Source organism: Pseudomonas sp. NBRC 111124 (genome assembly GCF_001320245.1).
Taxonomy (GTDB): Bacteria; Pseudomonadota; Gammaproteobacteria; order Pseudomonadales; family Pseudomonadaceae; genus Aquipseudomonas.
Window position 1 is genome coordinate 1 of the sequence record NZ_BCBA01000051.1, and the last position, 25,500, is coordinate 25,500.

The 25,500-nt window shown below is 62.3% G+C and carries 23 protein-coding genes and 2 pseudogenes; 9 read left to right on the forward strand and 16 right to left on the reverse strand.

Features of this window, described 5'->3' with window-relative positions; all coding sequences use genetic code 11:
- On the forward strand, positions 1–395 hold a 395-nt coding region (locus tag APH28_RS29005; RefSeq protein ID WP_218186523.1), incomplete at its 5' end, for a hypothetical protein.
- Positions 396–472: 77 nt separating this feature from the next.
- Here the strand turns inward: APH28_RS29005 and APH28_RS28720 are convergent.
- Positions 473–704 (reverse strand): annotated as a pseudogene (locus APH28_RS28720) (formaldehyde dehydrogenase, glutathione-independent); the annotation flags it as partial.
- Between the two features lie 322 nt (positions 705–1,026).
- Between APH28_RS28720 and APH28_RS19710 the strand changes: the two are divergent.
- The 3 genes from APH28_RS19710 (at position 1,027) to APH28_RS19720 (ending at position 2,085) form a co-directional block, all read left to right on the forward strand.
- Positions 1,027–1,269, forward strand: a complete 243-nt coding sequence (locus tag APH28_RS19710) for a hypothetical protein (RefSeq protein WP_060512208.1) — start codon at positions 1,027–1,029, stop codon at positions 1,267–1,269.
- Positions 1,270–1,448: 179 nt separating this feature from the next.
- Positions 1,449–1,712, forward strand: coding sequence for a DUF3077 domain-containing protein (locus tag APH28_RS19715; RefSeq protein WP_060512209.1), 264 nt, complete (start codon positions 1,449–1,451; stop codon positions 1,710–1,712).
- Between the two features lie 163 nt (positions 1,713–1,875).
- On the forward strand, positions 1,876–2,085 hold the full coding sequence (locus APH28_RS19720; protein WP_060512210.1) for a hypothetical protein: 210 nt from the start codon (positions 1,876–1,878) through the stop codon (positions 2,083–2,085).
- Positions 2,086–2,127: 42 nt separating this feature from the next.
- Here the strand turns inward: APH28_RS19720 and fdhA are convergent, their stop codons facing one another.
- The 7 genes from fdhA to APH28_RS19755 form a co-directional block, all read right to left on the reverse strand.
- Positions 2,128–3,327 carry a formaldehyde dehydrogenase, glutathione-independent gene (gene fdhA / locus APH28_RS19725; protein ID WP_016393294.1) on the reverse strand — a complete coding sequence of 400 codons (1,200 nt, stop codon included), beginning with the start codon at positions 3,325–3,327 and terminating at the stop codon, positions 2,128–2,130.
- A 272-nt stretch (positions 3,328–3,599) separates the two neighbouring features.
- Entirely contained in the window at positions 3,600–4,457 is an 858-nt protein-coding gene (purU, locus tag APH28_RS19730; protein WP_060512211.1) for a formyltetrahydrofolate deformylase, read from the reverse strand.
- 11 nt (positions 4,458–4,468) lie between these two features.
- Positions 4,469–5,101 (reverse strand): sarcosine oxidase subunit gamma, encoded by a 633-nt coding sequence (locus APH28_RS19735; RefSeq protein WP_060512212.1) that lies wholly within the window; start codon positions 5,099–5,101, stop codon positions 4,469–4,471.
- A 74-nt stretch (positions 5,102–5,175) separates the two neighbouring features.
- A complete protein-coding gene (locus APH28_RS19740) occupies positions 5,176–8,193 on the reverse strand; it encodes a sarcosine oxidase subunit alpha (protein ID WP_060512213.1) in 3,018 nt (1,005 codons plus the stop codon).
- A complete protein-coding gene (locus APH28_RS19745) occupies positions 8,190–8,525 on the reverse strand; it encodes a sarcosine oxidase subunit delta (RefSeq protein WP_060512214.1) in 336 nt (111 codons plus the stop codon). Before APH28_RS19745 ends, APH28_RS19740 begins: the two co-directional genes overlap by 4 nt.
- A gap of 14 nt (positions 8,526–8,539) precedes the next feature.
- Positions 8,540–9,790: a sarcosine oxidase subunit beta family protein gene (locus APH28_RS19750; protein ID WP_003255680.1), complete on the reverse strand. Its 1,251-nt coding sequence runs from the start codon at positions 9,788–9,790 to the stop codon at positions 8,540–8,542.
- A 15-nt stretch (positions 9,791–9,805) separates the two neighbouring features.
- The gene (locus APH28_RS19755; RefSeq protein ID WP_060512215.1) at positions 9,806–11,059 is read right to left on the reverse strand and encodes a serine hydroxymethyltransferase; all 1,254 of its coding nucleotides are present in this window, start codon (positions 11,057–11,059) and stop codon (positions 9,806–9,808) included.
- Positions 11,060–11,364: 305 nt separating this feature from the next.
- On the opposite strand from APH28_RS19755, the gene APH28_RS19760 reads away from it, so the two are divergent.
- Positions 11,365–12,405 carry a low specificity L-threonine aldolase gene (locus APH28_RS19760; RefSeq protein WP_060512216.1) on the forward strand — a complete coding sequence of 347 codons (1,041 nt, stop codon included), beginning with the start codon at positions 11,365–11,367 and terminating at the stop codon, positions 12,403–12,405.
- A gap of 120 nt (positions 12,406–12,525) precedes the next feature.
- On the opposite strand, the gene APH28_RS19765 is transcribed toward APH28_RS19760, so the two are convergent.
- The 3 genes from APH28_RS19765 to APH28_RS19775 form a co-directional block, all read right to left on the reverse strand.
- Positions 12,526–14,463: a methyl-accepting chemotaxis protein gene (locus APH28_RS19765; protein ID WP_060512217.1), complete on the reverse strand. Its 1,938-nt coding sequence runs from the start codon at positions 14,461–14,463 to the stop codon at positions 12,526–12,528.
- Positions 14,464–14,568: 105 nt separating this feature from the next.
- Complete coding sequence (locus tag APH28_RS19770; RefSeq protein WP_060512218.1) at positions 14,569–14,871, reverse strand: cell division protein ZapA; 303 nt, start codon at positions 14,869–14,871, stop codon at positions 14,569–14,571.
- Complete coding sequence (locus APH28_RS19775) at positions 14,868–15,098, reverse strand: hypothetical protein (RefSeq protein ID WP_054903631.1); 231 nt, start codon at positions 15,096–15,098, stop codon at positions 14,868–14,870. Before APH28_RS19775 ends, APH28_RS19770 begins: the two co-directional genes overlap by 4 nt.
- Before the next feature lie 289 nt (positions 15,099–15,387).
- On the opposite strand from APH28_RS19775, the pseudogene APH28_RS29545 reads away from it, so the two are divergent.
- Together APH28_RS29545 and APH28_RS29550 are read left to right on the forward strand one after the other, a co-directional pair.
- A pseudogene (locus APH28_RS29545) lies at positions 15,388–16,143 on the forward strand (MCP four helix bundle domain-containing protein); the annotation flags it as partial.
- A complete protein-coding gene (locus tag APH28_RS29550) occupies positions 16,135–16,998 on the forward strand; it encodes a methyl-accepting chemotaxis protein (RefSeq protein WP_371260234.1) in 864 nt (287 codons plus the stop codon). The pseudogene APH28_RS29545 and the gene APH28_RS29550, both read left to right, overlap by 9 nt.
- A 108-nt stretch (positions 16,999–17,106) precedes the next feature.
- Here APH28_RS29550 and gbcB read toward each other — a convergent pair whose 3' ends face one another.
- On the reverse strand, positions 17,107–18,207 hold the full coding sequence (gene gbcB, locus APH28_RS19785; protein ID WP_060512220.1) for a glycine-betaine demethylase subunit GbcB: 1,101 nt from the start codon (positions 18,205–18,207) through the stop codon (positions 17,107–17,109).
- Between the two features lie 295 nt (positions 18,208–18,502).
- On the opposite strand from gbcB, the gene gbcA reads away from it, so the two are divergent.
- A complete protein-coding gene (gene gbcA, locus APH28_RS19790) occupies positions 18,503–19,795 on the forward strand; it encodes a glycine-betaine demethylase subunit GbcA (protein ID WP_060512221.1) in 1,293 nt (430 codons plus the stop codon).
- A 49-nt stretch (positions 19,796–19,844) separates the two neighbouring features.
- Here the strand turns inward: gbcA and APH28_RS29555 are convergent, their stop codons facing one another.
- Positions 19,845–20,657, reverse strand: a complete 813-nt coding sequence (locus tag APH28_RS29555; protein WP_082432347.1) for an RHS repeat-associated core domain-containing protein — start codon at positions 20,655–20,657, stop codon at positions 19,845–19,847.
- Positions 20,658–21,270: 613 nt separating this feature from the next.
- Here APH28_RS29555 and APH28_RS19795 point away from each other — a divergent pair.
- Positions 21,271–21,474 (forward strand): cold shock domain-containing protein, encoded by a 204-nt coding sequence (locus APH28_RS19795; protein ID WP_060512222.1) that lies wholly within the window; start codon positions 21,271–21,273, stop codon positions 21,472–21,474.
- Positions 21,475–21,521: 47 nt separating this feature from the next.
- On the opposite strand, the gene APH28_RS19800 is transcribed toward APH28_RS19795, so the two are convergent.
- Genes APH28_RS19800 through dgcB form a run of 3 tightly spaced genes read right to left on the reverse strand, consistent with a single transcriptional unit; the run spans position 21,522 to position 25,487 of the window.
- Positions 21,522–22,292, reverse strand: a complete 771-nt coding sequence (locus APH28_RS19800) for an electron transfer flavoprotein subunit beta (protein WP_060512223.1) — start codon at positions 22,290–22,292, stop codon at positions 21,522–21,524.
- 10 nt (positions 22,293–22,302) lie between these two features.
- Positions 22,303–23,535 carry an electron transfer flavoprotein subunit alpha/FixB family protein gene (locus APH28_RS19805; protein ID WP_060512224.1) on the reverse strand — a complete coding sequence of 411 codons (1,233 nt, stop codon included), beginning with the start codon at positions 23,533–23,535 and terminating at the stop codon, positions 22,303–22,305.
- Positions 23,535–25,487, reverse strand: a complete 1,953-nt coding sequence (gene dgcB / locus APH28_RS19810) for a dimethylglycine demethylation protein DgcB (RefSeq protein WP_060512225.1) — start codon at positions 25,485–25,487, stop codon at positions 23,535–23,537. Before dgcB ends, APH28_RS19805 begins: the two co-directional genes overlap by 1 nt.
- Positions 25,488–25,500 lie beyond the last annotated feature (13 nt).

The window sequence follows — 25,500 nt, forward strand, 5'->3', positions numbered from 1 at the left end:
CCACCAGCGGAATTAGTCGTACGCCGACGCCCATTGAGCCGCAGATTCGAAGAACGTATTCAACTGTTGGCACCATCGCCCAAATGTCTACCGGCTCGCTGAACAGCACTCAGGCTATACCTCTCCCCGCGCAGAGCCTACCGCACTCATCAGGACCAGCTACTCCATCAAAAGTTACGACCACTGCGACCACTGCTCAAATATCCAATCCTGCTTCCCTTCCTGTGATTCACGAAAACCGAATGCCTACTCGAGTTGGGTATGACAGCCGCCTCGGTTTTCGCCGCAGCCCAGCCCAGATGGCCGCTCAACAAGTGATCGGAACGCTGGGAGTCACAGCGATTATCGGAGGAATAATCACTGTTTTTGTGTTTACGATTAGAAAAAAAGATTAAACCATCAGTAATTATTAAAAGCGGCTGTTTTTTTCGAAAAAGTCATAACGCTCCCCACCGGGCGTTATGCTTTACTGTTACGCCGCACCCCACATCTTGTGCGGGTCGATCGAGAATTTCTTCGGCACACCGGCATCGAACTCGCCATATCCTTCCGGCGCCTGATCCAGGTTGGTCACCTGCACTCCCACCACTTCGGCAATGTTGACGCGGCCCCACAGGATCGCCTGCATCAGCTGGCGGTTGTACTGCATGGTCGCTGTCTAGCCTGTGGGAGCTGTGCAACTCGCTCCAGCTCAGGCTGAAGCGGGGCTCAGCGCGCAAATCTCACCATGACTTTCAGATTTTTACGCTTACTTGTAAGACGTTTCTGAATTAAAGTCCCAAGCCGCTTAAGCCATTGCGATGATCTGGGCTGGGCTCTAGTCTCGGGCGGTCGCTGCGAAATCAGCGACCGGCTTTGACAGGCCGCCTTGGTATGAATCACATGGCTTCGCCTTTATGGCAGCTATGCATGGGGCACTTCGTGTGCGCCGGGTTTTGGTTCACCTACCGGTCTGTCAACCCATGTACAGCTGCCACCAATTGTTTGACAGCAGATGGTGATGGCCCTCATTTAAGGTGTTCCATCATGCTTAAGATTGTCCCCGATCCACCTCACACCTCCCATTCCCTCGAAGACACTCTCATCCAGGCCACGGACTACGCGCTGTGTGCCCAAACCGTCGTGCATCAGGCGATTCTGCTGCAGCCCAAGTCACCAGCCTCGATTCTGATCATGGCTACGATGCATGAGCTCGAAACGCTGCGGGTGCTGCTTGAGACAGCGTTGATCCAGATGCAGATGTCGGCGGAGCCGCGGACGCTGCATTAAGGCTTGAGACATGTGTTGGCTGGCCCGGCCCTTTCGCGGCTAAAGCCGCTCCTACAGGGGTTGTGCAGGGCCTGAGGTTGAATTTTGTCCAACGTCAGGGGCGCAGTTCAGTCCTGTAGGAGCGGCTTTAGCCGCGATAGGGCCGGGCCTGGCTGTTGAAACTTCGGGGAGATAGAACGATGACCAGCGACTACACCAAGACCACCGTAGGCACCACCTTTTTCTACCAGGGCGAAGGCCAGACCCATCCGCTTTTCTGCATTGCCCCGGGCATTCCCTGCCAGAGTGCGCGGGAACAGGCTTCGGAACTGATGGGCTATGTGCGGGATTTGACCATTGACGGCCTGATGGACAACAAGCCGCAGTTGCTTTGGGCTTCACATTATCTGAGCGCGCTGGCCAAGGCGCTGATGGATGATGCCGAGTTGGGGATGATGCGCTGAGTGGTGGGTTGGCTGGGCTGGCCTCTTCGCGGGGCAAGCCCGCTCCCACAGGTTGCGTGTCAGGCTATGAAACTAGTATTTCTGCCAGTATCAAAATCCCTGCATCTGTTCAGAATGGGCTTCAAGCAACCGCCTTTCATCCAGCACGGCAGGGACTTGAATCATGAGCAAAGCATCGAACCGTTCGCTGTTCTTCTACCAGGGCGACAAGCTCATCACCGTGAAAGAAGGCGACCAACATCGCGCCATCTTCCGCAATGCTGAACAACCGCTGGCAGAGCTGAGCGCAGACGACACGCACTACAGCGGCCTGCTGGCCACCGATCAGATGGGCTCGGTGCTAGTCGTGCAAGGCTCAGACAAGCAGCCATAAAAAAGCCCCTCGAGATGAGGGGCTTTTCGTTACATCACAGCATCACGCCGCGCCCCACATCTTGTGCGGGTCGATCACAAACTTCTTCGGCACACCTGCATCGAACTCGCCATAGCCTTCCGGCGCCTGGTCGAGGTTGATCACCTGCACGCCGACCACTTCAGCAATGTTGATGCGGTCCCACATGATCGCCTGCATCAGCTGGCGGTTGTATTTCATGGTCGGGGTCTGGCCGGTGTGGAAGCTGTGGGACTTGGCCCAGCCCAGGCCGAAGCGGATGCTCAGCGCGCCGATCTTGGCGGCGGCATCGACTGCGCCCGGGTCTTCGGTCACGTACAGGCCCGGGATGCCGATGCTGCCGGCAACGCGGGTCACTTGCATCAGCGAGTTCAGCACGGTGGCTGGCGCTTCATGCTTGGCACCTTCATGGCCATGGCCGCGAGCTTCGAAGCCAACGGCGTCGACGGCACAGTCCACTTCTGGCTCGCCGAGGATGTCGACGATCTGCTCGTGCAGCGGGGTGTCCTTGGACAGGTCGACCACTTCGAAGCCCTGGGACTTGGCGTGGGCCAGGCGAGCCGGGTTCAGGTCACCGACGATCACGCAGGCGGCGCCCAGCAGGCGCGCCGAGGCAGCGGCGGCCAGGCCGACCGGGCCGGCGCCAGCGACATAGACGGTACTGCCTGGGCCTACGCCGGCAGTGACGGCGCCGTGGTAGCCGGTCGGCAGAATGTCGGACAGGCAGGTCAGGTCACGGATCTTCTCCATGGCCTTGTCGCGGTCCGGCAGTTTCAGCAGGTTGAAGTCGGCATACGGCACCAGCACGTACTCGGCCTGGCCGCCGGTCCAGTCGCCCATGTCGACGTAGCCGTAGGCACCGCCGGCGCGGGCCGGGTTGACGGTGAGGCAGACACCGGTGTGCATCTCTTTGCAGGAGCGGCAACGGCCGCAGGCGACGTTGAACGGTACCGACACCAGGTCGCCGATCTTCAGGCGCTCTACGTCACGCCCCAGTTCGACGATTTCACCGGTGATTTCGTGGCCCAGGACCAGGCCGACCTGGGCAGTGGTGCGGCCGCGGACCATGTGCTGGTCGGAGCCGCAGATGTTGGTGGAAACCACCTTGAGGATCACGCCGTGCTCGATCTTCTTGCCGCGTGGGTCTTGCATTTTCGGGTAGTCGATCTTCTGCACCTCGACCTTGCCCGCGCCGAGATACACCACTCCACGATTGCCAGACATGCTCTTACCTCGCTTGATTTTTTATGTATGCAGCGGTGGTGAACGCGCCGCCATCCATGGGCGGCTTGTGTTACTGGAATGCAGGGAATTGTGGGCCTGATACGGCGATTGGCACTGACTGGAAACGACAGGGAGATGCCTTTTAACGGCAGGTAGAAATGCGTCGGCCCCTTCGCGGGACAAGCCCGCTCCTACAGGAAAAATGCCAGCCCTGAAGGCTGCATATGACCTGTAGGAGCGGGCTTGTCCCGCGAAGAGGCCGGTACAGGCTGTTAGAGAACGACGGTCCGGTTGGCGTTCAAAAACACCCGCCGCTCGATGTGGTAACCCACCGCCCGCGCCAGGGTCAGGCACTCGATGTCACGCCCCTTGGCAATCAAGTCTTCCGGGTAATGGCTGTGGTCTACCACCTCAACGCCCTGGGCAATGATCGGCCCTTCGTCGAGGTCGTTATTGATGTAGTGCGCCGTGGCGCCGACCATCTTCACGCCCTTGTTGTAGGCCTGGTGATAAGGCTTGGCGCCTTTGAACCCGGGCAGCAACGAGTGGTGAATGTTGATCGCCCAGCCATCCAGACGCCGGCACAGCTCCGGCGACAGCACCTGCATGTAACGGGCAAGTACCACCAGCTCCGCGCCGGTTTCTTCGATCACCTGGATCACCTTGCGCTCTTGCGCCGGCTTGTCCTTCGGGTCGAGGGCGAAGTGGTAGTAAGGAATCTTGTGCCAATGCGCCAGGGGTTCGAGGTCCGGGTGGTTGGACACCACCGCAACCACGTCCATGGCCAGCTGGCCAATGCGCTGGCGGTACAGCAGGTCGTTCAGGCAATGGTCGGCCTTGGACACCATGATCACCACCTTGGGGCGGTGATTGGGTGCGGTCAGCTCGAAAGCCATGCCGAACGCCTCGCTGCGCTCGGCGAGGCCGGCACGAAAGCCCGCCTCGTCGAAATCGTCCGGCTGGCGGAACTCCACGCGAATGAAGAAGCGCCCCGACAGCCGATCATCGAAGGAATGGTGCTCCGTGACGTAGCAGCGCTGCTCGTAGAGGTAACGCGTCACCACGTCGACGGTGCCGAGCATGCTCGGGCAGTCGGCGGTGAGAATCCAGGTATCCGGTGCCCGACTCATGTTCGCTCTCCTTACGCCTCGATGCTCAGGCCGTACTCGGCCGAGGCGTCCTGCAGCCACAGCCACCAGTAATCCGCGAAGCTGCGGCGGATCACCAGCTCCCAGGTGTCTTCGGCGGTACGGCGGATCACCAGTTGCGACTTGGCGAACACGGTGCCGACTGCTTTGCCGACCGGGAAGTTGTTCGGGTGCACATCATAGCTGGTGGATTTCATCAGCACTTCGCGCACGTTCGGGCCGCGCAGCTCCAGCAGGCTCTGCCCGCCGCTGACGTTGACCACCTGGATGTGCTGGCCTTCGAGGGCCGCGCGCAGTTTCTGTTCAACCGCCAGTTCCTGGCCGCCAGGAACAATCAGCAGCCACTCGTCGGGACCGACCCATTGCAGCGACATCTCGTTGTTGGCGACCACGGTCAGGGCAACTGGCAGCTCCAGGCCCAGGGCCTTGTGCACGCCGGCGGCAAACTCCGGGTTGTGGCCATCACCACGCAGGGTCAGGTGGCCGAGGAACTTGCGTTCACGCAGGGTCACGCCTGCGTTCTTGCGGCCCTTGCCGACCAGGCTGGCCAGGTCGGCGTGGTGCAGTGGCGACTGGGCTTTGGCCTCAGCGCCGGGGTTTTGCTGGAAGACGTTGATAGCGCTCATTTCTTACCTGCCTTGAATTCTTGTTCGTCAGGGCTGCGCAGCGCTGCAAGCAGGCTGCGCGGCCATCCGGGGCCTTAGACGTTCTGCCGCTCACCCTTCGGATCGAAGAACACCGAAGACACGATCTCCGCCTCGATCACGCTGCCATCGGCCTGCGGCGAGTAAACACGCTCGCCCATGCGCTTGAGGCCGCCCTTGACCACGCCCAGGGCAAACGAATAGCCCAGGGAGTTGGAGGCGTAGCTGGAGGTCACGTGGCCAACCATGTCCATCGGGATCGGCTGCTTCGGATCGAACACCAGCTGCGCGCCTTCCGGCAGCCACTTGGTCGGGTCGATCGGCTTCAGGCCTACCAGCTGCTTGCGGTTTTCGCGCACGCAGTCTTCGCGGTTCATGCCACGCAGGCCGATCCACGAGAACGGCTTGTTGCGGCCCACGCACCAGCTCATGTTGAGGTCGTCCGGGTTCATCGAGCCATCGGTGTCCTGGCCCACGATGATGAAGCCCTTCTCGGCACGCAGTACGTGCATGGTCTCGGTGCCGTACGGGGTCAGGTTGTACTTCTTGCCCGCCTCGATGATCTGTTCCAGCACGCCCATGGCGTAGTTGGCCTGCACGTTGACTTCGTACGACAGCTCACCGGTGAACGAGATACGGAACACCCGGGCCGGTACGCCGCCGACGTTGCCTTCCTTCCAGGTCATGAACGGGAAGGCTTCCTTGTCCATGTCGATGTCGGTCAGCTCGCTCAGCAGCTTGCGGCTGTTGGGGCCGGACAGGGTCATGGTGGCCCAGTGGTCGGTGACCGAGGTGAAGTACACCTTCAGCTCAGGCCATTCGGTCTGGTGGTACAGCTCCATCCACTGCAGCACGCGGGCAGCGCCGCCGGTGGTGGTGGTCATGATGAAGTGGTTGTCGCCGACGCAGGCAGTCACGCCGTCGTCGAAGACCATGCCGTCTTCCTTGCACATCAGGCCGTAGCGGGCCTTGCCCACGTCGAGCTTGGTCCAGGCGTTGGTGTAGATGCGGTTGAGGAACTCGCGCGCGTCCGGGCCTTGGATGTCGATCTTGCCCAGGGTCGAGGCGTCCAGCAGGCCCACACTGTCGCGCACAGCCTTGCATTCACGGGCGACGGCAGCATGGATGTCTTCACCGGCTTTGGGGAAATACCACGGGCGCTTCCACTGGCCGACGTCTTCGAACTCGGCGCCGTTCTTCACGTGCCAGGCATGCAGGGCGGTGAAGCGCACCGGCTCGAAGAGGTGGCCACAGTGACGGCCGGCTACCGCGCCGAAGGTCACCGGCGTGTAGTTCGGGCGGAACATGGTGGTGCCCATTTCCGGGATGGTGATGCCGATCGAACGGGCGGCAATGGCCAGGCCGTTGATGTTGCCCAGCTTGCCCTGGTCGGTACCGAAGCCCAGCGCGGTGTAGCGCTTGACGTGCTCGACCGACTCGAAGCCTTCGCGGGTGGCCAGTTCGATGGCGGCTGCGGTGACGTCGTTCTGCTGGTCGACAAACTGTTTAGGGGCGCGGGCAGTGCCTTTATCGTGCGGCACCTGGAACAGCGCCACAGTGGCCTCTTCCTTGCGCGCCACGGTTTTCGGCAGGCTGCCGACGGTGGCCTTGAAGCCGGCTTCGGTGGCTGCGCGGGCGCCGCCTTCGAAACCATCGGCGATCACATCGCCCAGAGCGTAGACGCCATTGATGCCACCGACGCATTCGCGTTTCTGCGGAGCATCGCCCGGCACGAAACCAAGAATGTCTTCACGCCAGACCGGACGACCGCCCAGGTGCGAAGCCAGGTGCACGATCGGGCTGTAGCCGCCGGACGTGGCGATCAGGTCGCATTCGAGGGTTTCGCCAGGGCTGGTGACCTTGTGCGCCTGCACATCGATGGCGGCTACACGGGCGCCGCTGACGTGCTTGGTGCCCTTGGCCTCGATCACGGCGCTGGAGGTGAGGATGCGGATGCCCTTGGCACGTGCTTCTTCAACCAGCGAGCCGCGTGGGTTGTGGCGGGCGTCGGCGATGGCGACCACTTGCAGGCCGGCGTCGTGCCAGTCCAGCGCGGCGCGGTAGGCGTGGTCGTTGTTGGTCGACAGCACCAGCTTGCGGCCCGGGGCCACGCCGTAGCGGCGCACGTAGGTGGACACAGCACCGGCCAGCATGTTGCCCGGCAGGTCGTTGTTGCCATACACCAGCGGGCGCTCGTGTGCGCCGGCAGCCAGCACCACGCGCTTGGCGCGGACACGGTGCACGCGGTGGCGAACCTGGCCGATCGGGGCGCGGTCGCCGAGGTGGTCGGTGAGGCGCTCGTGGATGGTCAGGAAGTTATGGTCGTGGTAACCGTTGACCGTGGCGCGTGGCAGCAGGGTCACTTCCGGCAGGCTTTCCAGCTCCTTGACCACGGCGTTGACCCAATCGGCGGCAGGCTTGCCGTCGAGGGTTTCGCGGGTGTCGAGCAGGCTGCCGCCGAACTCTTCCTGCTCATCGGCCAGGATCACACGGGCACCGCTGCGGCCAGCGGCCAGCGCGGCGGCCAGGCCAGCAGGGCCGGCACCGACGATCAGCACGTCGCAGTGCTGGTTCATGTAGTCGTAGCTGTCCGGGTCGTTCTGCAGCGGCGCACGGCCAAGGCCTGCGGCTTTGCGGATGTACTTCTCGTAGGTCATCCAGAACGATTTCGGGTACATGAAGGTTTTGTAGTAGAAGCCCGGCGGCATCATGCTGCCGCCCACCTTGCCGAGGATGCCCATGACGTCGTTGTTGACGTTCGGCCAGCCGTTGGTGCTGGTGGCGACCAGGCCTGCGTACAGCGCCTGTTGGGTGGCACGCACGTTGGGGATCTGGGTGGCTTCGCTGGAGCCGATCTGCAGGATGGCGTTCGGCTCTTCGGTACCGGCGGCGATGATGCCGCGTGGGCGCGAGTACTTGAAGCTGCGGCCAACGATGTCGACGCCGTTGGCCAGCAACGCGGCGGCCAGGCTGTCACCGGCATAACCCTGGTAGGTCTTGCCGTTGAAGGTGAAGTTCAGGACCTTGCTGCGGTCGATACGGCCGCCGCTGGCGAGGCGATAGGTCTGGCTCATACTTTTTCCCCTTGGCCTTTGACGGCGGACGGTGCGGTCGCAGCTTTGCCATCAGCAGTCACTTGCGGCTTCTGGCCAATCTTGTAGGTTTCCAGAATCTCGTAAGTCACGGTGTTGCGGGTGACGTTGAAGTACTGGCGGCAGCCGGCAACGTGGTCCCACAGTTCGTGGTGAATACCGCGTGGGTTGTCACGGTAGAACATGTAGGTACCCCACTCCTCGTCGGAGCAGGCGGCAGGGTCCAGCGGGCGGGCGATGTGCGCCTGGCCAGAGGCGTGGAACTCTTCTTCGGAGCGCAGCTCGCCACAGTGGGGACAGAAAATATGCAACATGACGGTGGCTCCGGTTAGTGGGCGACGGCGGCAGCGCCGTGTTCGTCGATCAGTGCGCCGTTGTAGAAGCGGTCCATGGAGAACGGCGCGGCCAGTGGGTGCATTTCACCCTTGGCCAGGCTCGCGGCGAAGACGTTGCCCGAACCTGGGGTCGCCTTGAAGCCGCCCGTACCCCAACCGCAGTTGAAGAACATGTTCTTGACCGGCGTCTTGGTGATGATCGGGCAGGCGTCCGGCGAGGTGTCGACGATGCCGCCCCACTGGCGGTTCATGCGCACGCGCGAGAGGTTGGGGAACATCTCGACGATAGCCTGCAGGGTGTGCTCGATCACCGGGTACGAACCGCGCTGGCCGTAGCCGACCCAGCCGTCGATACCGGCACCGATCACCAGGTCGCCCTTGTCGGACTGGCTGATGTAGCCGTGTACGGCGTTGGACATGATCACGCTGTCGATGATCGGCTTGATCGGCTCGGAGACCAGCGCTTGCAGCGGGTGCGATTCCAGCGGCAGGCGGAAGCCGGCCAGCTTGGCCATGTGCCCGGAGTTACCGGCGGTGACCACACCGACGCGCTTGGCGCCGATGAAGCCTTTGTTGGTTTCCACGCCAATGACCGCGCCGTTTTCCTTGCGGAAGCCGATGACTTCGGTCTGCTGGATCAGGTCAACGCCCAGGGCGTCGGCAGCACGGGCGAAGCCCCAGGCCACCGCGTCGTGGCGGGCTACGCCACCACGGCGCTGAACGGTGGCGCCGAGGATCGGGTAGCGGGTGTTCTTGGAGCAGTCCAGGTACGGGATTTCGGCCGCGACCTGGGCGGTGTTCAACAGCTCGCCATCGACGCCATTGAGGCGGTTGGCGCTGACACGGCGCTCGGAGTCACGCATGTCCTGCAAGGTGTGACACAGGTTGTAGACGCCGCGCTGGGAGAACATCACGTTGTAGTTGAGGTCCTGGGACAGGCCTTCCCACAGCTTCATGGCGTGCTCGTACAGGTGCGCCGATTCGTCCCACAGGTAGTTGGATCGCACGATGGTGGTGTTACGGGCAGTGTTGCCGCCGCCCAGGTAACCCTTCTCGATCACCGCGACGTTGGTGATGCCGTGTTCCTTGGCCAGGTAGTAGGCCGTGGCAAGGCCATGGCCGCCACCGCCGACGATGACCACGTCATAGACCTTTTTAGGGGTCGGCGTGCGCCACATGCGCTGCCAGTTTTCGTGGTGGCTGAGGGAGTGTTTGAAAAGGCCGAAGCCCGAGTAGCGTTGCATGGTCGTTTACTCCACTCAGCGGTAAACAGGGAAATCAGCGCACAGGGCCGCGACGTTCTTCGCCACATCGGCTTCGACGTCTGCGTCACCGAGGTTGTCGAGGATGTCGCAGATCCAGCCGGCCAGGGCCACGCACTGGGCGACTTTGAAGCCGCGGGTGGTGACGGCCGGGGTGCCGATGCGCAGGCCCGAGGTAACGAACGGCGACTGTGGGTCGTTCGGTACCGCGTTCTTGTTGACGGTGATGTGCGCGCGGCCCAGGGCGGCGTCGGCATCTTTGCCGGTCAGGCCCTGGCGGATCAGGCTGACCAGGAACAGGTGGTTGTCGGTGCCACCGGAGACCACGTCGTAGCCACGGTCGACGAACACCTGGGCCATGGCCTGGGCGTTTTCGATCACTTGTTTCTGGTAGCTCTTGAACTCAGGTTCCAACGCTTCCTTGAAGCACACGGCCTTGGCGGCGATCACGTGCATCAGCGGGCCGCCCTGGGCGCCCGGGAATACGGCGGCGTTGAGCTTCTTCTCGATCTCTTCGTTGGACTTGGCCAGGATCAGGCCGCCACGTGGACCGCGCAGGGTCTTGTGGGTGGTAGTGGTGACCACGTCGGCGAACGGGATCGGGTTCGGGTACAGGCCAGCGGCAACCAGGCCGGCGACGTGGGCCATGTCGACGAACAGCAGCGCACCGACCTTGTCGGCAATGGCGCGGAAGCGTGGGAAGTCGAGGGTCTTGGAGTAGGCCGAGAAGCCGGCAACGATCATCTTCGGCTTGTGCTCGACGGCCAGGCGCTCGACTTCGTCGTAGTCGATCAGGCCGGTATCGGTGTTGATGCCATATTGAACGGCGTTGTACAGCTTGCCCGAAGACGACACCTTGGCGCCGTGGGTCAGGTGGCCGCCGTGGGCCAGGCTCATGCCGAGGATGGTATCGCCAGCCTGCAGCAGGGCCAGGTAGACCGCGCCGTTGGCCGAAGAGCCGGAGTGCGGCTGGACGTTGGCGTAATCGGCGCCGAACAGCTGCTTGGCGCGCTCGATGGCCAGCGCCTCGACCTTGTCGACGTGCTCGCAGCCACCGTAGTAGCGCTTGCCCGGGTAACCTTCGGCGTACTTGTTGGTGAGGCCGCTGCCCTGGGCCTGCATCACGCGCTTGCTGGTGTAGTTCTCCGAAGCGATCAGTTCGATGTGATCTTCCTGACGCTGTTCTTCGGCATTCATCGCCGCCAGCAGTGCATCGTCATAACCCTGGATCTGGTCTTGCTTGCTGAACATCGTGTATCTCCCGGCAGCGATCGTTTTTTGTCGTGGGGCACTGTGGCCCTTTGTGGCGATGTTATGACTGGCCGGGGCGGGTCAGATGCCTGCGCACGCCTTGCAATGGCGCGTTTACGACATTCGTTGTGGTGTCCGCCCTGTGCCGGCCTCTTCGCGGGGCAAGCCCGCTCCTACAAGGCTCCGCAATCTCCTGTAGGAGCGGGCTTGCCCCGCGAAGAGGCCGGCCCTGTTAACTTGTATAGGCAACCGCTGAATCGATGGTTTAGAGTGCTGTTCTGCGTCGTTCACAGGACAGTAGTGTCATGACAGACAAGAGCCAACAATTCGCCAGCGACAACTATTCCGGTATCTGCCCCGAAGCCTGGGCCGCGATGGAGAAAGCCAACCACGGCCACGACCGCGCCTACGGCGACGACCAGTGGACCGAGCGTGCATCGGAGTACTTCCGCAAGCTGTTCGAAACCGACTGTGAAGTGTTCTTCGCCTTCAACGGCACCGCCGCCAACTCCCTGGCCCTGGCCTCGCTGTGCCAGAGCTACCACAGCGTGATCTGCTCCGAGACCGCCCACGTCGAAACCGACGAATGCGGCGCACCGGAGTTCTTCTCCAACGGCTCCAAGCTGCTCACCGCGCCCAGCGTCAATGGCAAGCTCACACCCGAGTCGATCCGCGAAGTGGCGCTCAAGCGCCAGGACATCCATTACCCCAAGCCACGGGTAGTCACCCTCACCCAGGCGACCGAGGTCGGCACCGTCTATCGCCCCGACGAGCTCAAGGCGATCAGTGCCACCTGCAAGGAGCTGGGCCTGAACCTGCACATGGACGGCGCGCGCTTCACCAATTCTTGCGCATTCCTTGGCTGTAGCCCGGCCGAGCTGACCTGGAAAGCCGGGGTCGATGTACTGTGCTTTGGTGGCACCAAGAACGGCATGGCAGTGGGCGAGGCGATCCTGTTCTTCAACCGTCAGCTGGCCGAAGACTTCGACTACCGCTGCAAACAGGCCGGCCAGCTGGCGTCGAAGATGCGTTTCTTGTCGGCGCCGTGGGTCGGGCTGCTGGAAGATGGCGCCTGGTTGCGTCATGGCAATCACGCGAACCAGTGCGCGCAGTTGCTGGCGTCGTTGGTGAGTGACCTGCCAGGGGTGGAACTGATGTTCCCGGTGGAGGCTAACGGCGTATTCCTGCAGATGCCGGAGCCTGCGATTGAAGCGTTGCGTGGCAAGGGCTGGCGGTTCTATACCTTCATCGGTAGCGGCGGGGCGCGGTTCATGTGTTCGTGGGATACCGAGGAAGAGCGGGTGCGTGAACTGGCGGCGGATATCCGCAGCATCATCACCGCCTGACAGAATCCTGGGAGGGCTTTGCCCTCCTTTCGCGACACAAGGCCGCTCCTACAGGCGGTACGCGTTCACTTGTAGGAGCGGCCTTGCGCCGCGAAAGGGCCGCGAAGCGGCCCCGGCAATCTAGAGTTTGAACCCACCCATCTGCTGCGCCAGGTCATCAGCCAAGCCACGCAACGCCTGGCACTCTTCCCGACACCCCTGCACCTCCGCCGCCGTCTCCCGCGCCAGGTCGGAAATCCCCTGCACCGTCCGGTTGATCTCTTCGGTCACTGCCGACTGCTCCTCGGTAGCCGTGGCCACCTGGTGGTTCATGTCGCTGATGTGCTCGACCTGATCGGTAATCGCGCCCAACGACGCCCCGGTACGCTGGCTGGACTCTACACCGCTGCCAGTCGCCTGCTGCCCCGCCTGCATCGAACTCACAGCGGAACCCGCACCCTGCTTGAGCCGCTGGATCATCTGCTGCACTTCGTCAGTCGACAGCTGTGTACGTCGGGCTAATGTGCGTACTTCATCGGCCACCACAGCAAACCCACGGCCCATTTCCCCTGCCCTGGCCGCTTCGATGGCAGCATTCAAGGCCAGTAAGTTGGTCTGTTCGGAAATGCTGCGGATCACCGCCAATACTTCATCGATCGAGGCGACTTCATCGGCCAATTGGCTGACTGCATCGGCAGCCCTGCCGATATCCCCCGACATGCCCTCGATACCCTGGATCGAACGCCGCACCACTTCGCGCGCTTGCAAGGCTTCGTCCCGCGCCGATTGCGAGGCTTGCGCTGCATCGCCGGCATTGCGAGCGATATCTTGCACGGTCAGGCCCATCTCATGCACGGCAGTGGCGACCATCTCGGTCATCTCCTGCTGGCGCCCGGAGCGTTCGGCCGTGTTGTTCACCACCTGGGTGACTTGCTCCACCGCCAGGTGCAGGCGCTCGCTGGTGCGCAACACCTCGCCGATCAAGCCACGCTGGCTGTCGAGGAAGCGATTGAAGCCACGGGCCAGATCACCCAGTTCATCCTGACGGGCATCGTCCAGGCGATGGCTGAGGTCTCCGCTACCACTACCGATCTGTACCAGCGCATCGGTGACGCGGCGGATCGGCCGCACCAGCCCACGCGCCAGCAGCACCACCAGCAGCAGCGACACCAGGGCCACGCTGCCGCCGATCAGGCTGGTCAGCCCTACCGTCTGGTGCATCTGCGCGTAAATTTCTTCCTCCGGTACCTCGGCTACCAGGGTCCAGTTGAGGTCGCGCAAAGGCAGGCCCAGCGCCAGGTAGCGTTCACCGTCTCGGATGAAGCGGCTGCTGCGCAAGCCTTCGCCACCGGTCATCATCGCCTTGGCTGCGTCTGCGCCGAGTTGTTCGGCGAGTTGTCGCTTGCCGCTGAAGGCCGCGTCCGGGTGCACCTGGATCAGGCCGTCGTTGCGCACCAGGAAGACCTTGCCGTGCTCGCCGAAGCTGAAGTCGTGGATGAGTTTCGACAGCTCGCTGATGCGCAGGCCCATGCCGGCCACGCCAACCAGCTTGCCGGCTTTCTCCACGCGGTAGTCGATGAACAGTGCCAGCTCGCCCGTGGCATGATCGATGTCGATATTTACCAAGCGCTCGGCGCCACTGTCGACGTAGCCGTAGAACCACTTGTCATTGGGGTTGCCGCGACTGAGGACACGGTCCAGGCCATTCTCGTTGTAGTAGTTGCCCGTTTCGGTCGAGGCGAACAGCGTGGTGAACGCATGGTTGCGTTGCTTGGCAGCCTGCAGGTATTCCAGAAATCGCGGGGTTTGAGCGGGATCTTCGCCGGCGGCAAGCCAGTCACGCAGCAGCGTATTGCCGGCAATGTCGGCTGCAGCCACCAGAGGCTGGCCGAGCATGCGCTCAATGTCGTTGCGGATGGCTTCGATGCTGGCCGGCAATGCGGTGTCGACCAGGTATCGTTCGGTCAGGCGGTTGAGTGCCATCGTGAAGATGATCACCACCACCAGGATGCTCGCCAACAGGGCAGCGCCCATGCTTGCAATCAATTGCCACTGGATGCTCTTACGCCAGATACGCATGCCCCTGCTCCCCGCTAATTATTGTTTTGCGGGAAGTGTATACACTTGCGTATTCAGTTAATCCAGTGATCTGGGACAATGGGGCGCAAGGCGCCCCAGTTTCGGTCAGGACTCGGCAATCGTCTTGACGATGGCGTCCACCGTGGCGTCGATCTGCGCCTGGGTACGCGCGAGGGTCTGCTGATGTTCCTTCTGCAACTCAACCTGCTTGGAGCAAAGGTTGAGCGCAGCCAGCACCAGCAATTTGTCCCCGATCAAGGTCGGATACTGGCGCTTGGTCTCGTTCAGCGCGGTGTTGAGCATCCGCACTGCCTGGGCCAGGGTTTCTTCCTGGCCCTCAGGCGCCTTGATCGAATAGTCGATGCCGAGAATGGACACGACATTGATCGGCTGCGCTTGCAGTCTCATGCGCCGACGACGCCAGCGCTGGCGCGGTCAACCAGCGCCTGGATGCGCGCGGCGGTGGCGCCGTGCTTCTCTTCCTGCTCCATCAGCGACAGCTGCAGGGTTTCATTCTCTTCCTTGGCCTGGGCCAGTTCCTGGCCGAGGGCGGTGTTCTGCTCGGTGAGTTGAGCGTTTTTCTGCATCAGGTCGCTGACCAGTTGCTCGAGTTGATTCAGGGAGGCTTCCAGCATGGGTCTATCTCGGTTGTTGCAAAGGGCGCACACGATAAAGAAAAGCGTGAGCCCCCGCCATTAAATATCGGATTCTCAACGTTTCTAACCCGCAGATTGACAGGGTATCGGGCCCCTTGTTCCGACCTGTGTCAACCGCCGGTCAGGTAACGCGTCAACTGGCTGACATTTTATGACGGTCAGCCTCAAGACTGATCAATCACGACCGATAGACAGGTAGGTCATATTTCGTCGCATGGACCGCGCCTCTCCCCATCCTGCCTGGACTCTATCCATGTCTCTTCGCAACATGAACATCGCCCCGCGTGCGTTGCTCGGGTTCGCCCTGATCGGCGTGCTCATGCTCGGCCTTGGTATCTTCTCGCTCATGCAGATGGGCACCATCCGGCAGGCTGGCGTGGCCATCGAGGAAAACAGCGTACCCAGCATCAAGACGCTCGATGAGCTGTCCGCACTCAACCTGCGCATGCGCACCCTGTCTTACCGGCTGCTGCTCAACCGCGAACCGGAAACCCAGCGCGATACCCTCAATCTGCTGGACCAGCGCAACGCCCAGATCGACCGAGCCCGTCAGGCTTACCTGCCGATGATCACGGCAGCCGACGAGCGAGCCGCTTTCGAGCAGTACACAGGCTTGCTCGATCAATACCGCCAGCTCGAGTCGCGCATGCGCAGCCTGAGCCAGGCCGACCGCCTGGACGACCTGCGTGACCTGATCAATCGCGACCTGCTGGCCAATTCCGAGCAGATCAACAAGGTCATGGACACCCTGGTGCAGATCAACACCGACCAGACTCGCGAGACCAACGAAACCGCCGCCAGCCAGTACGCCGCCGCCTTCGCGCTGGTGATCGGCCTGTTGATTGCCGCCACTGTGCTGACCTTCCTTTGCGCCTTCCTGCTGACCCGCAGCATCGTCAAGCCGATCGAAGAAGCGCTGCAGGCCGCCGAACAGGTGGCCGACGGTGACCTGACCAAGGTCATCCGCGCCGAAGGTACTGATGAAGCGGCCCGCCTGCAGCGCGCCATGGCCCGCATGCAGGACAAGCTGCGCGATACCTTGCAGCTGATCGCGGGCTCCGCCACCCAGCTGGCCTCGGCCGCCGAAGAGCTGAACTGCGTCACCGACGAAAGCGCCCGCGGCCTGCAACAACAGAACAACGAAATCGAACAGGCGGCTACTGCCGTTACCGAGATGACCAGCGCGGTGGAAGAAGTGGCACGCAATGCGGTCAGTACATCGGAAGCCTCAAGCGAAGCCAGCCGCTCGGCCGGCGACGGCCGTGACCTGGTCATGGAAACTGTCGGCGCCATCGAGCGCATGAGCGGTGATGTGCAGGCCACCGCCAAGCTGATCACTCACCTGGCCGAGCAGTCGCGCGACATCGGCAAGGTGCTCGACGTGATCCGCGGCCTGGCCGACCAGACCAACCTGCTGGCACTGAACGCGGCGATCGAAGCGGCACGTGCCGGTGAAGCCGGTCGTGGTTTTGCTGTGGTAGCGGATGAAGTGCGGGCGCTGGCCCATCGCACCCAGCAGTCGACCAGCGAGATCGAACGCATGATCGGCAGCATCCAGGGCGGTACCGAAGAGGCGGTGGAGTCGATGCGTACCAGCACCGAACGCGCCGAGTCGACGCTGAATATCGCCAAAGGTGCGGGCATGGCGCTGGATACCATTGCCGGGGCTGTAGCGCAGATCAACGAGCGTAACCTGGTGATCGCCAGCGCGGCAGAAGAACAGGCCCAGGTGGCGCGGGAAGTGGACCGCAACCTGGTGAACATCAATGACCTGTCGGTGCAGAGTGCTACCGGGGCGCATCAGACCAGTGCGGCGAGTGCCGAGCTTTCGCGCCTGGCAGTGGACCTCAATGGCCTGGTAGCCCGGTTCCGCACCTGAAAGCATTCGCGGGCACGCCCGCTACCACAGGGTTCACCGCAGTCCTGAAGATAGCGATGAACCTGTGGGAGCGGGCGTGCCCGCGAAGAATCCGGACTGGCCACTGGATCAGTAATCGATCCGCACATCCCCTTTCGGCACGCTGCAGCACGACAGGATGTAGCCCTCGGCTTCGTCTTCCTCGGTAATCCCGCCGTTGTGCTCCATCTCCACCTCGCCACCCAGCTTGAGCACCTTGCAGGTCCCGCAAATGCCCATACCGCAGGCTTTCGGGATCATCAGGCCAACCTTGGCCGCCGCCGCATGCACGGTCTCACCCGGGGCAACGCGGATGCTCTTCTCGCTGCCGATGAACTCCACCAGGTTGAGGTCAGAAGCATCCACCTCCGGCGCATCGGCCGCCTGCTCGGCATGCTCCACTGCATCGGCCTTGGCCTCCGCTGGCGTCGCGCCGAACGATTCCTCGTGGTAGTTCTTCATGTCGAAGCCGACTGCTTCGAGCATGCGCTTGACCGCGCTCATGTACGGCGTCGGGCCGCAACAGAACACCGTGCGCTCCATGTAGTCCGGCGCGATCAGCTCCATCAGGCGCTGGTTGAGGTAGCCGCGATAGCCCGCCCATGGCTCACCCAACCCATGCTTCTCACAGATGATGTGCAGGCTGAAGTTGGGAATGCGCGATGCCATCTGTTCCAGCTCGCGGTGATAGATGATGTCCTTCGGCGAGCGGGCGCTGTGCACGAACACCATGTCGACGTTGGCGTTGGTGTCGTAGAACCAGCGCGCCATCGACATCACCGGGGTAATGCCCACGCCACCGGAGAGGTACAGCACCTTGCCCGCCGGGAAGTCGATGGCGTTGAACAACCCCACCGGCCCGTGCACTGGCAGCTCGGCGCCTTCGTGCATGGTGTCGTGAAGGAAGTTGGACACCAACCCACCCGGTACGCGCTTGACGGTGATCGAGAAGCTGTAGGGCACTGACGGCGAACTGGAGATGGTGTACGAACGCATCACCGGCTTGCCTTCGATCTCCAGCTCCAGGGTGACGAACTGCCCGGGCTTGAAGAAGAACATGATCGGCTGGTCGGCCATGAAGCAGAAGGTGCGCACGTCCCAGGTCTCCTGGATGACCTTGACGCAGCGCACGATGTGGCGGCCGTTGGCCCAGGTCTGGGTGGTGACCGGATTGAGGAAGGTATCGGACATGTTCATCTCCAGCGGCCGACTATGGCCCTTTTTATGGCTTGGATAATGCGCAAGCTGAACACGACGTACATTCCTGCCAGCGACATCGGCGTGCTTATCGCGACCAGCCCCGCACTACAAGGGCTGGCGCGTCGTAATTCAAATCGGCCATGTCGCCCATGGATACGGTTCACGGCGCCTTCGGACGCACACTCCACGGCAAAACAACTCGCTGTTTTTCAGACAACGACCTTGCGGCACCACAATAACGATTAGCCACCTTTTGCCGGCCGCACACGGCCCCGAGGAATACACGATGGACGTCACCGCAACCCTGAGCCTGGGCGATCCACTGGAACCTGCACGCAAGGCCACCGCCGAGATGCTGCAGACCCGCGAGCGCACCTACTCGCTGCCCCAGCCGTTCTACACCGACGAGCGTCTGTTCCAGATCGACATGCAGGAGATCTTCCAGAAGGAATGGCTGATCGCCGGCATGACCTGCGAGATCCCGGCCAAGGGCAACTACATCACCCTGCAGATCGGCAAGAACCCGATCCTGGTGGTGCGCGGTGCTGAAGGCAAGGTGCACGCCTTCCATAACGTCTGCCGCCACCGCGGGTCGCGTTTGTGCGTCAGCGACAAGGGCAAGGTGGCCAAGCTGGTCTGCCACTACCACCAGTGGACCTACGAGCTGGACGGCCGCCTGCTGTTCGCGGGCACCGAAATGGGCGCTGACTTCGACATGAAGGAATACGGCCTCAAGCCTGTGCACGTGAAGGTAGCCGGCGGCTACATTTTCATCAGCCTGGCGGAAAACCCGCCGGCTATCGACGAGTTCCTGGCCACCCTGGACCACTACATGGAACCGTACGACATGGAGAACACCAAGGTGGCGGTACAGACCACCTTGATGGAAAAGGCCAACTGGAAGCTGGTGCTTGAAAACAACCGCGAATGCTACCACTGCTCCGGTTCCCACCCAGAGCTGCTGCAGACCCTGCTGGAGTGGGACGACACCAACGACCCGCGTGCCAGCCAGGAATTCAAGGACCACGTGGCCAGCTCCGCCGCTGCCTGGGAAGCCGAGAAGATCCCGTACCTGCACAAGAGCCATGGCCTGCGCAACCGTATCGTGCGCATGCCGCTGCTCAAGGGCACCGTGTCGATGACCATGGACGGCAAGCAAGCTTGCCAGAAGCTGATGGGCCGCATCCAGAACCCGGACCTGGGCTCGATGCGCATCCTGCACCTGCCACACTCGTGGAACCACTGCATGGGCGACCACATGATCGTCTTTACCGTGTGGCCGATCAGCGCCCAGGAAACCATGGTCACCACCAAATGGCTGGTGCACAAGGATGCCGTCGAAGGCGTGGACTACGACCCGGAGCGCATGCGCAAGGTGTGGGACGCGACCAACGACCAGGACCGCCGTTTGGCTGAAGAGAACCAGCGCGGGATCAACTCCACCGCTTATCAGCCTGGGCCGTACTCGAAGACCTATGAGTTTGGCGTGGTGAACTTCATTGACTGGTACAGCCAACGGGTTTTGGAGAACCTGGGGGCGGAGCCGGCGCCGTATCTGAAGGAAGTGCAGGCGCAGTAAACGTATCCCCGCCAAGGCACACAGGTGCTGCGGCGGGGTCTCCAGCAACTTACAAATGCGTGTTGTCGATACCGGTCTCAACATCAACTGGCCTGCGACGCCCCCTTATCATCTGGGTAAGCCCCCCTAAAGCACCTGATACGGCTGACCCCACTGCCCTGCTGACAGATCTCACCGCTTGCCACATATAGCTCAAGCCGTATGCATCCAGAAGAGACTCGCCGATTAATCGCCCTCGAGGCATGCCCCGTACGCCCGCACGACGCCACTCATGCCTGGCATTCATTGGGAGAGCTGCGTAACCCAGAAAGCCAGCCCCTGCGCGCCCCAGATCAGCCCCGTTGAGTGCCGGCTGAATGTTTGCCACAGCCCCAGGATTGAAGGTATCCGCAATATGCGGTCCACGAACAACCACTGAAGTCGTGTAAGCGTAGGTATCAAGGACGTTTGCAGCCGCAGCTACGCGAGGATGAAGCCTTGGCAGGGCTGGTTCGAGCACGCCATCCGGAAGCGGAACGCTATTTATCCTGGCTCTCATTCGCGAAACTACCATGTTGCCGGTACCTGCTACCGCACTTGAGCCAAAAGCCACATGCGTTAAGAACTTGATCCAGAACCGCCCCGACTCGTCAGTTCGATTAACAGGATCACCTCCACAATAGGCGTAAGCATTGATGCCCCCACGATCAAATGGGCTGAGGCTATCGGGGCTCAGAAATCGCATTAAAGTAGGGCTGTAGTGGCGATAACCATTCCCCAAAGGGTAACTCCCTGACAGCGGATCACGGCGCTGGCCGTGAAAAGCCAAGGTTGTTAAAGGGTGAGCCCCCATAACGCCGTAAGGTGAGTAACTTCGTATCATGGTTATCCACAACTCCTACCATAGACTCGATTACTTTAGCGGCATGGAATACGGTTGGGTACTGACACAAATGTCAGGTACACACTGGCCAAAAATTGATCAATGCAAGCAAAGCCGCGGATTTGCTCGGCTCCAGCGAACTTCCTACACCTTGTCCACAGAGACACCAACAGAGTTTGTGAGCAACGCGACAATCCGCGCCGATTCGCTTGTGGATAAATGGCTCAAGACCCTGATTTTTATGGATCAGTGCGGTACCAGGTGATTTTGATCATTTTTTGGGCAAAACCCTGTAAGCCTTTCTTATCAAGGCTCACAGCCTCTACTGAACAGATTATCCACAGACCGGCTAACAGCGACTGTGAACAAAGTGTGCCAGATAGATGCTCCAGGACTGCAAACGAGCTTGCCAAGGGCTGGTCACTATTTGATCAAATCGCTGCAAGCAGCTCCAATCAAGCCTCCCAGCCATGCACCAACACTTTATCCACACCTTGGCGAACAGATTCCGTGGGCAAAATCATGATGCACCTGACATTTTTACCAGTATCGCCAGATTACCCCCTTGTGCTTCAGTAGTGGCCACTACTTTGTCATTACTCAGGAGCGACTTATGCACAGGCGCCTGGCTGGGACTGTGAAATGGTTCGATGAAGGCCATGGGATGGGGGTAATCAGTGCCGAAGGGCAAGGTTGGGATTACCTGGTGTTGCGCTGTGCGACGGGGAATGCGGGATTGTCGGAGGGGGAGCAGGTGTCGTTCGAGCCGGTGAGCGAAGAGCTGGCCAACTGGGCGTTCAACGTGGTCCGGCAATAACCGTTTTTTGCAGGAGCGGCCTTGCCGGGCCGCTCCCATCAAAAGGTTCAGCGCAGTACGCCCTCCTCCACCAGCAGCTTGAGAATGGCTTCGGCGCCTTCCTGTGGAGAAACATCCTTCAGCACCTTGCCGCCGCCTCCACTAGCCTTGGCGGTGGCTGCCTTCATCCGGTCCGCGCCGCTCTTGGCCTTGATCACCTTGAGCCGCTTGGGCCGTGGCCGCGCAGGCTGCAGCTCTACGTCTGCCAACAGTTCATCATCCACGATCGCCACATTGCGCGCCGCCAGCACACCACGACGCGCCGGCCCGAAGGCGCTCTGGCGCGGCTTGGGCGCTGCGTTATCCACAGTCGCCAGCAGCGGCAAGCGCACCTTCAGCCGGCGCCGCTGGCCGCGTGGCAGTGCCTGCAGCACCTGGGCCGTACCATTTTCGATCGACTCCACTTCTGCCAGCCCCACCACCAACGGCCAACCGAGCTTCTCGGCCAGCAGAAACGGCAGCATGCCCGACCCTTCACCGGTCTCGGCCTGGCTGCCGGTCAGCACCAGCTGGGCGCCAGCATCGCGCAGATAATCCCCCAGCACGCCTAGCACATCGGTGCCGGCCGGCTGTTCCAACACGTCCAGATGGTCCAGGCCCATGCCCAGGTAGGCGCGCAGTGCCTCTTCCCGCGGATCGCCGGCATGCACCACCTGCAAGTTATCCCCAGCCAGCTGCATGCCCAATTCAACGGCGCGGGCATCCTGCTCGGCGCGGCGGGCGCGGCCGGAGCTGGGGTGGGCACCGATGGAAACCAGGCTGATCACTTTCGTACTCATGCTCGTGCCCTTATGCCGCGTCGCGCTGGCCACCGCTGCGGAAGTTGTCCACAGCCTCGATCAGTGCCTGAAGAATCGCCGAACTGTCGCCAATCACCGACAGGTCAGCCCGTTTGATCATGTCGCAGCCCGGGTCCATGTTGATTGCCACCACCTTGTCACAGGCGCCGATGCCCTGCAGGTGCTGGATTGCGCCCGAGATACCCACCGCCACGTATACGCGTGCGGTGACCCAGGTCCCGGTGGCACCGACCTGACGGTGGCGCGGCATGAAGCCGTCGTCCACCGCCACCCGCGAGGCGCCTTCGGTGGCGCCGAGGGCCGCAGTGGCCTTGTGGTACAGGTCCCAGTCCTTGACGCCGTTACCACCCGAGACGATGAACTCGGCTTCGGCCATGGCGATGGTCGCCGGGTCGACAGCCACCGAACCCAGGTCCTCAATGCGCGACAGGCTGCGCACCACACCTGTGGACAACTCCACCGGCAACGCTTCGTGACGGGTTTCGCTGACCGGCTCGGCACACTCCACTGCACCCAGGATCAGGCGTGGCACGGCGCGTTGCAGGTCTTGCTGGCCGGCACCGGCACGGCCAATGCACTGGCCGTCCTTGACCTGCCAGACCCGCGTCGCCGGGCGTTCGCCAAGGGACGCGCCGAGGCGCCGCCCCAGCTCGCCGCCACCGCTGCGGCTGTCGGGCAGCAGCCAGTGGCGCGGCGCAAACTGGTTATCCACAGCGCGCAGGCCCTGCACCCGTTGCTCCGGTGCATAACCTTCGAATTCCTCGCCATTCAGTATCAGCAGGCGATCGACACCGGCTGTGGAAAAATTGCTTTCCTTGTGTTCGCCAAACACCACCGCCAGCACTGCGCCGTCGCTGCCGGCCAGGCCATGGGCCAGCCCCAGCAGGTCGCGGTCGTGACTGCTCAGGCGGCCGCCGACCATGTCCGGCACCACGGCAATGTAGAACGCCGGCGCCGGTACCTGGTGTAGCGGCAGCTGCACTTCGGCTGCCGCCGTACGCCGCCCGCCGACACCGGTGCCCTGCTGGGCGCCGCTGCGGTCGATGCGCTTGAGGCCGGCCGGGCCGATGAAGCCTGCGGCGATGGCATGAGGGTTCTTGCGGATCAGGCCGTTGGGCCCCATCCAGTTCGTCTGTTGCGTCTGCATCGCCGCGTGCAGCGGATGCAGACGGTTACGGGCGATCCACTCAGCGCGTGGGTCGCGGCGGATGATGTCGCTCATCAGTGCACCTCCGCAGGTTCACGTTTAACCGTTGGCGACTTTGGGGCCGCAGGCGTTTCCTCTTCGATCAGCACATCGGCTACCAGCTCGGCGAGGTCCTTGATCTGTGGGCGCGGCTCCACCACACCTTCGAGCATCGCGGTGCACTGTGGGCAACCCACCGCCACCAGCTCGGCCTTGGTCTCGCGGATGTCGTCCATGCGCATGTCCGGAATCCGCTGCTTGCCGGGGATGTCAGTGATCGGCGCACCGCCGCCGCCACCGCAGCAACGGGAACGGAAGCCCGAGCGTTCCATCTCGCGCACTTCGATACCCAGCGCCTTGAGCACTTCACGCGGGGCTTGGTACTCGCCGTTGTAACGGCCCAGGTAGCACGGGTCGTGGTAGGTGACGCTGCCGCCCTTGTGCTGGCCGAGGTTCAACTTCTTGGCCGCGATCAGTTCGGCAATGTAGGTGCTGTGGTGCTGCACCTGGTAATCACCGCCCAGTGCGCCGTACTCGTTTTTCAACACATGGAAGCTGTGCGGGTCGCAGGTGACGATGCGCTGGAACGTGTATCTGGCCAGGGTCTGGATGTTGCGCTTGGCCAGTTGCTGGAAGGTCGCTTCATCACCCAGGCGGCGCGCCACGTCGCCGCTGTCGCGCTCTTCCAGGCCGAGCACGGCAAAGTCGACGCCCGAGGCCTTGAGCACTTTGACGAATGAACGCAGGGTGCGCTGATTGCGCATGTCGAAGGCACCGTCACCAACCCAGAACAGCACGTCGGTGGCTTTCACTTCCGACAGCAGTTTCAGGTTGAGGTCGGCCGCCCAGTTCATCCGCCCGCCAGGGGCGAAACCGCCGGGGTTGTCGGTGGCGATCAGGTTTTCCAGCACCTCGGCGCCCTTGTTCGGGGTCGCGCCCTTTTCCAGGGTGAGATGGCGGCGCATGTCGACGATGGCGTCGACGTGCTCGATCATCATCGGGCACTCCTCGACGCAGGCGCGGCAGGTGGTGCACGACCACAGCGTCTCGGCATCGACCAGGCCGTTGACGATCGGCTGGTGCGGGTTGCCGCTGTGTTCGCCGATCGGCTTGCCTGGGTACGGGCTGCCAGCAAAGTTGGCGTCGCTGCCCCCAGCCAGGCCGATGACCATGTCCTGGATGAGCTTTTTCGGGTTCAGCGGCTGACCGGCTGCAAACGCCGGGCACATGGCTTCACATTTGCCGCACTGCACGCAGGCGTCGAAGCCGAGCAGCTGGTTCCAGGTGAAGTCCACCGGCTTTTCCACGCCCAGCGGCGCGTTCGGGTCTTCCAGGTCCAGCGGCTTGAGGCCGGTGGAGCGGCCGCCGCCGAAGCGTTCGGCGCGGCGGTGCCAGGCCAGGTGCAGGGCACCGGCGAAGGCGTGTTTCATCGGGCCGCCCCAAGTCATGCCGAAAAACAGCTCCGACACGCCCCACAGCACACCCAGGCCAAGAATGCCGACCATCACCCAGCCACCGGTGTTGGCCGGCAGGATACCGGCGACCGGCAAGGTGGCGATGAAGAAGCTGGCGGCGAACACCAGCAGGCTTTTCGGCAGGCGCATCCATGGGCCCTTGGACAGGCGCGAAGGCGGGTTCAGGCGGCGTTTGAAGACGAAGATGGCACCGGTGAACATGATCACCGTGGCCACCAGCAGCGCATAGCCAAGGATCTTGCTCTGCAGGCCGAAGCCGTGCACCAGGATCGCCAGCGCCGCCGACAGCACGAAGCCGCCAGCGGTGGCCACGTGGGTCTTGGACATGTACTTGTCGCGCTCGACCACGTGGTGCAGGTCGACCAGGTAGCGCCGCGGCATGGCCAGCAGGCCGCCGATCAGGTCCACCTTGGAGGCCCGGCCACGGCGCCACATGCGCACCCGGCGCAGGGCGCCGAGCACTGCCAGGCCAAGGGCCGCGAACAGCAGGATGGGTAGAAGGGTGTTCAACATGGGAGGCTCCCAC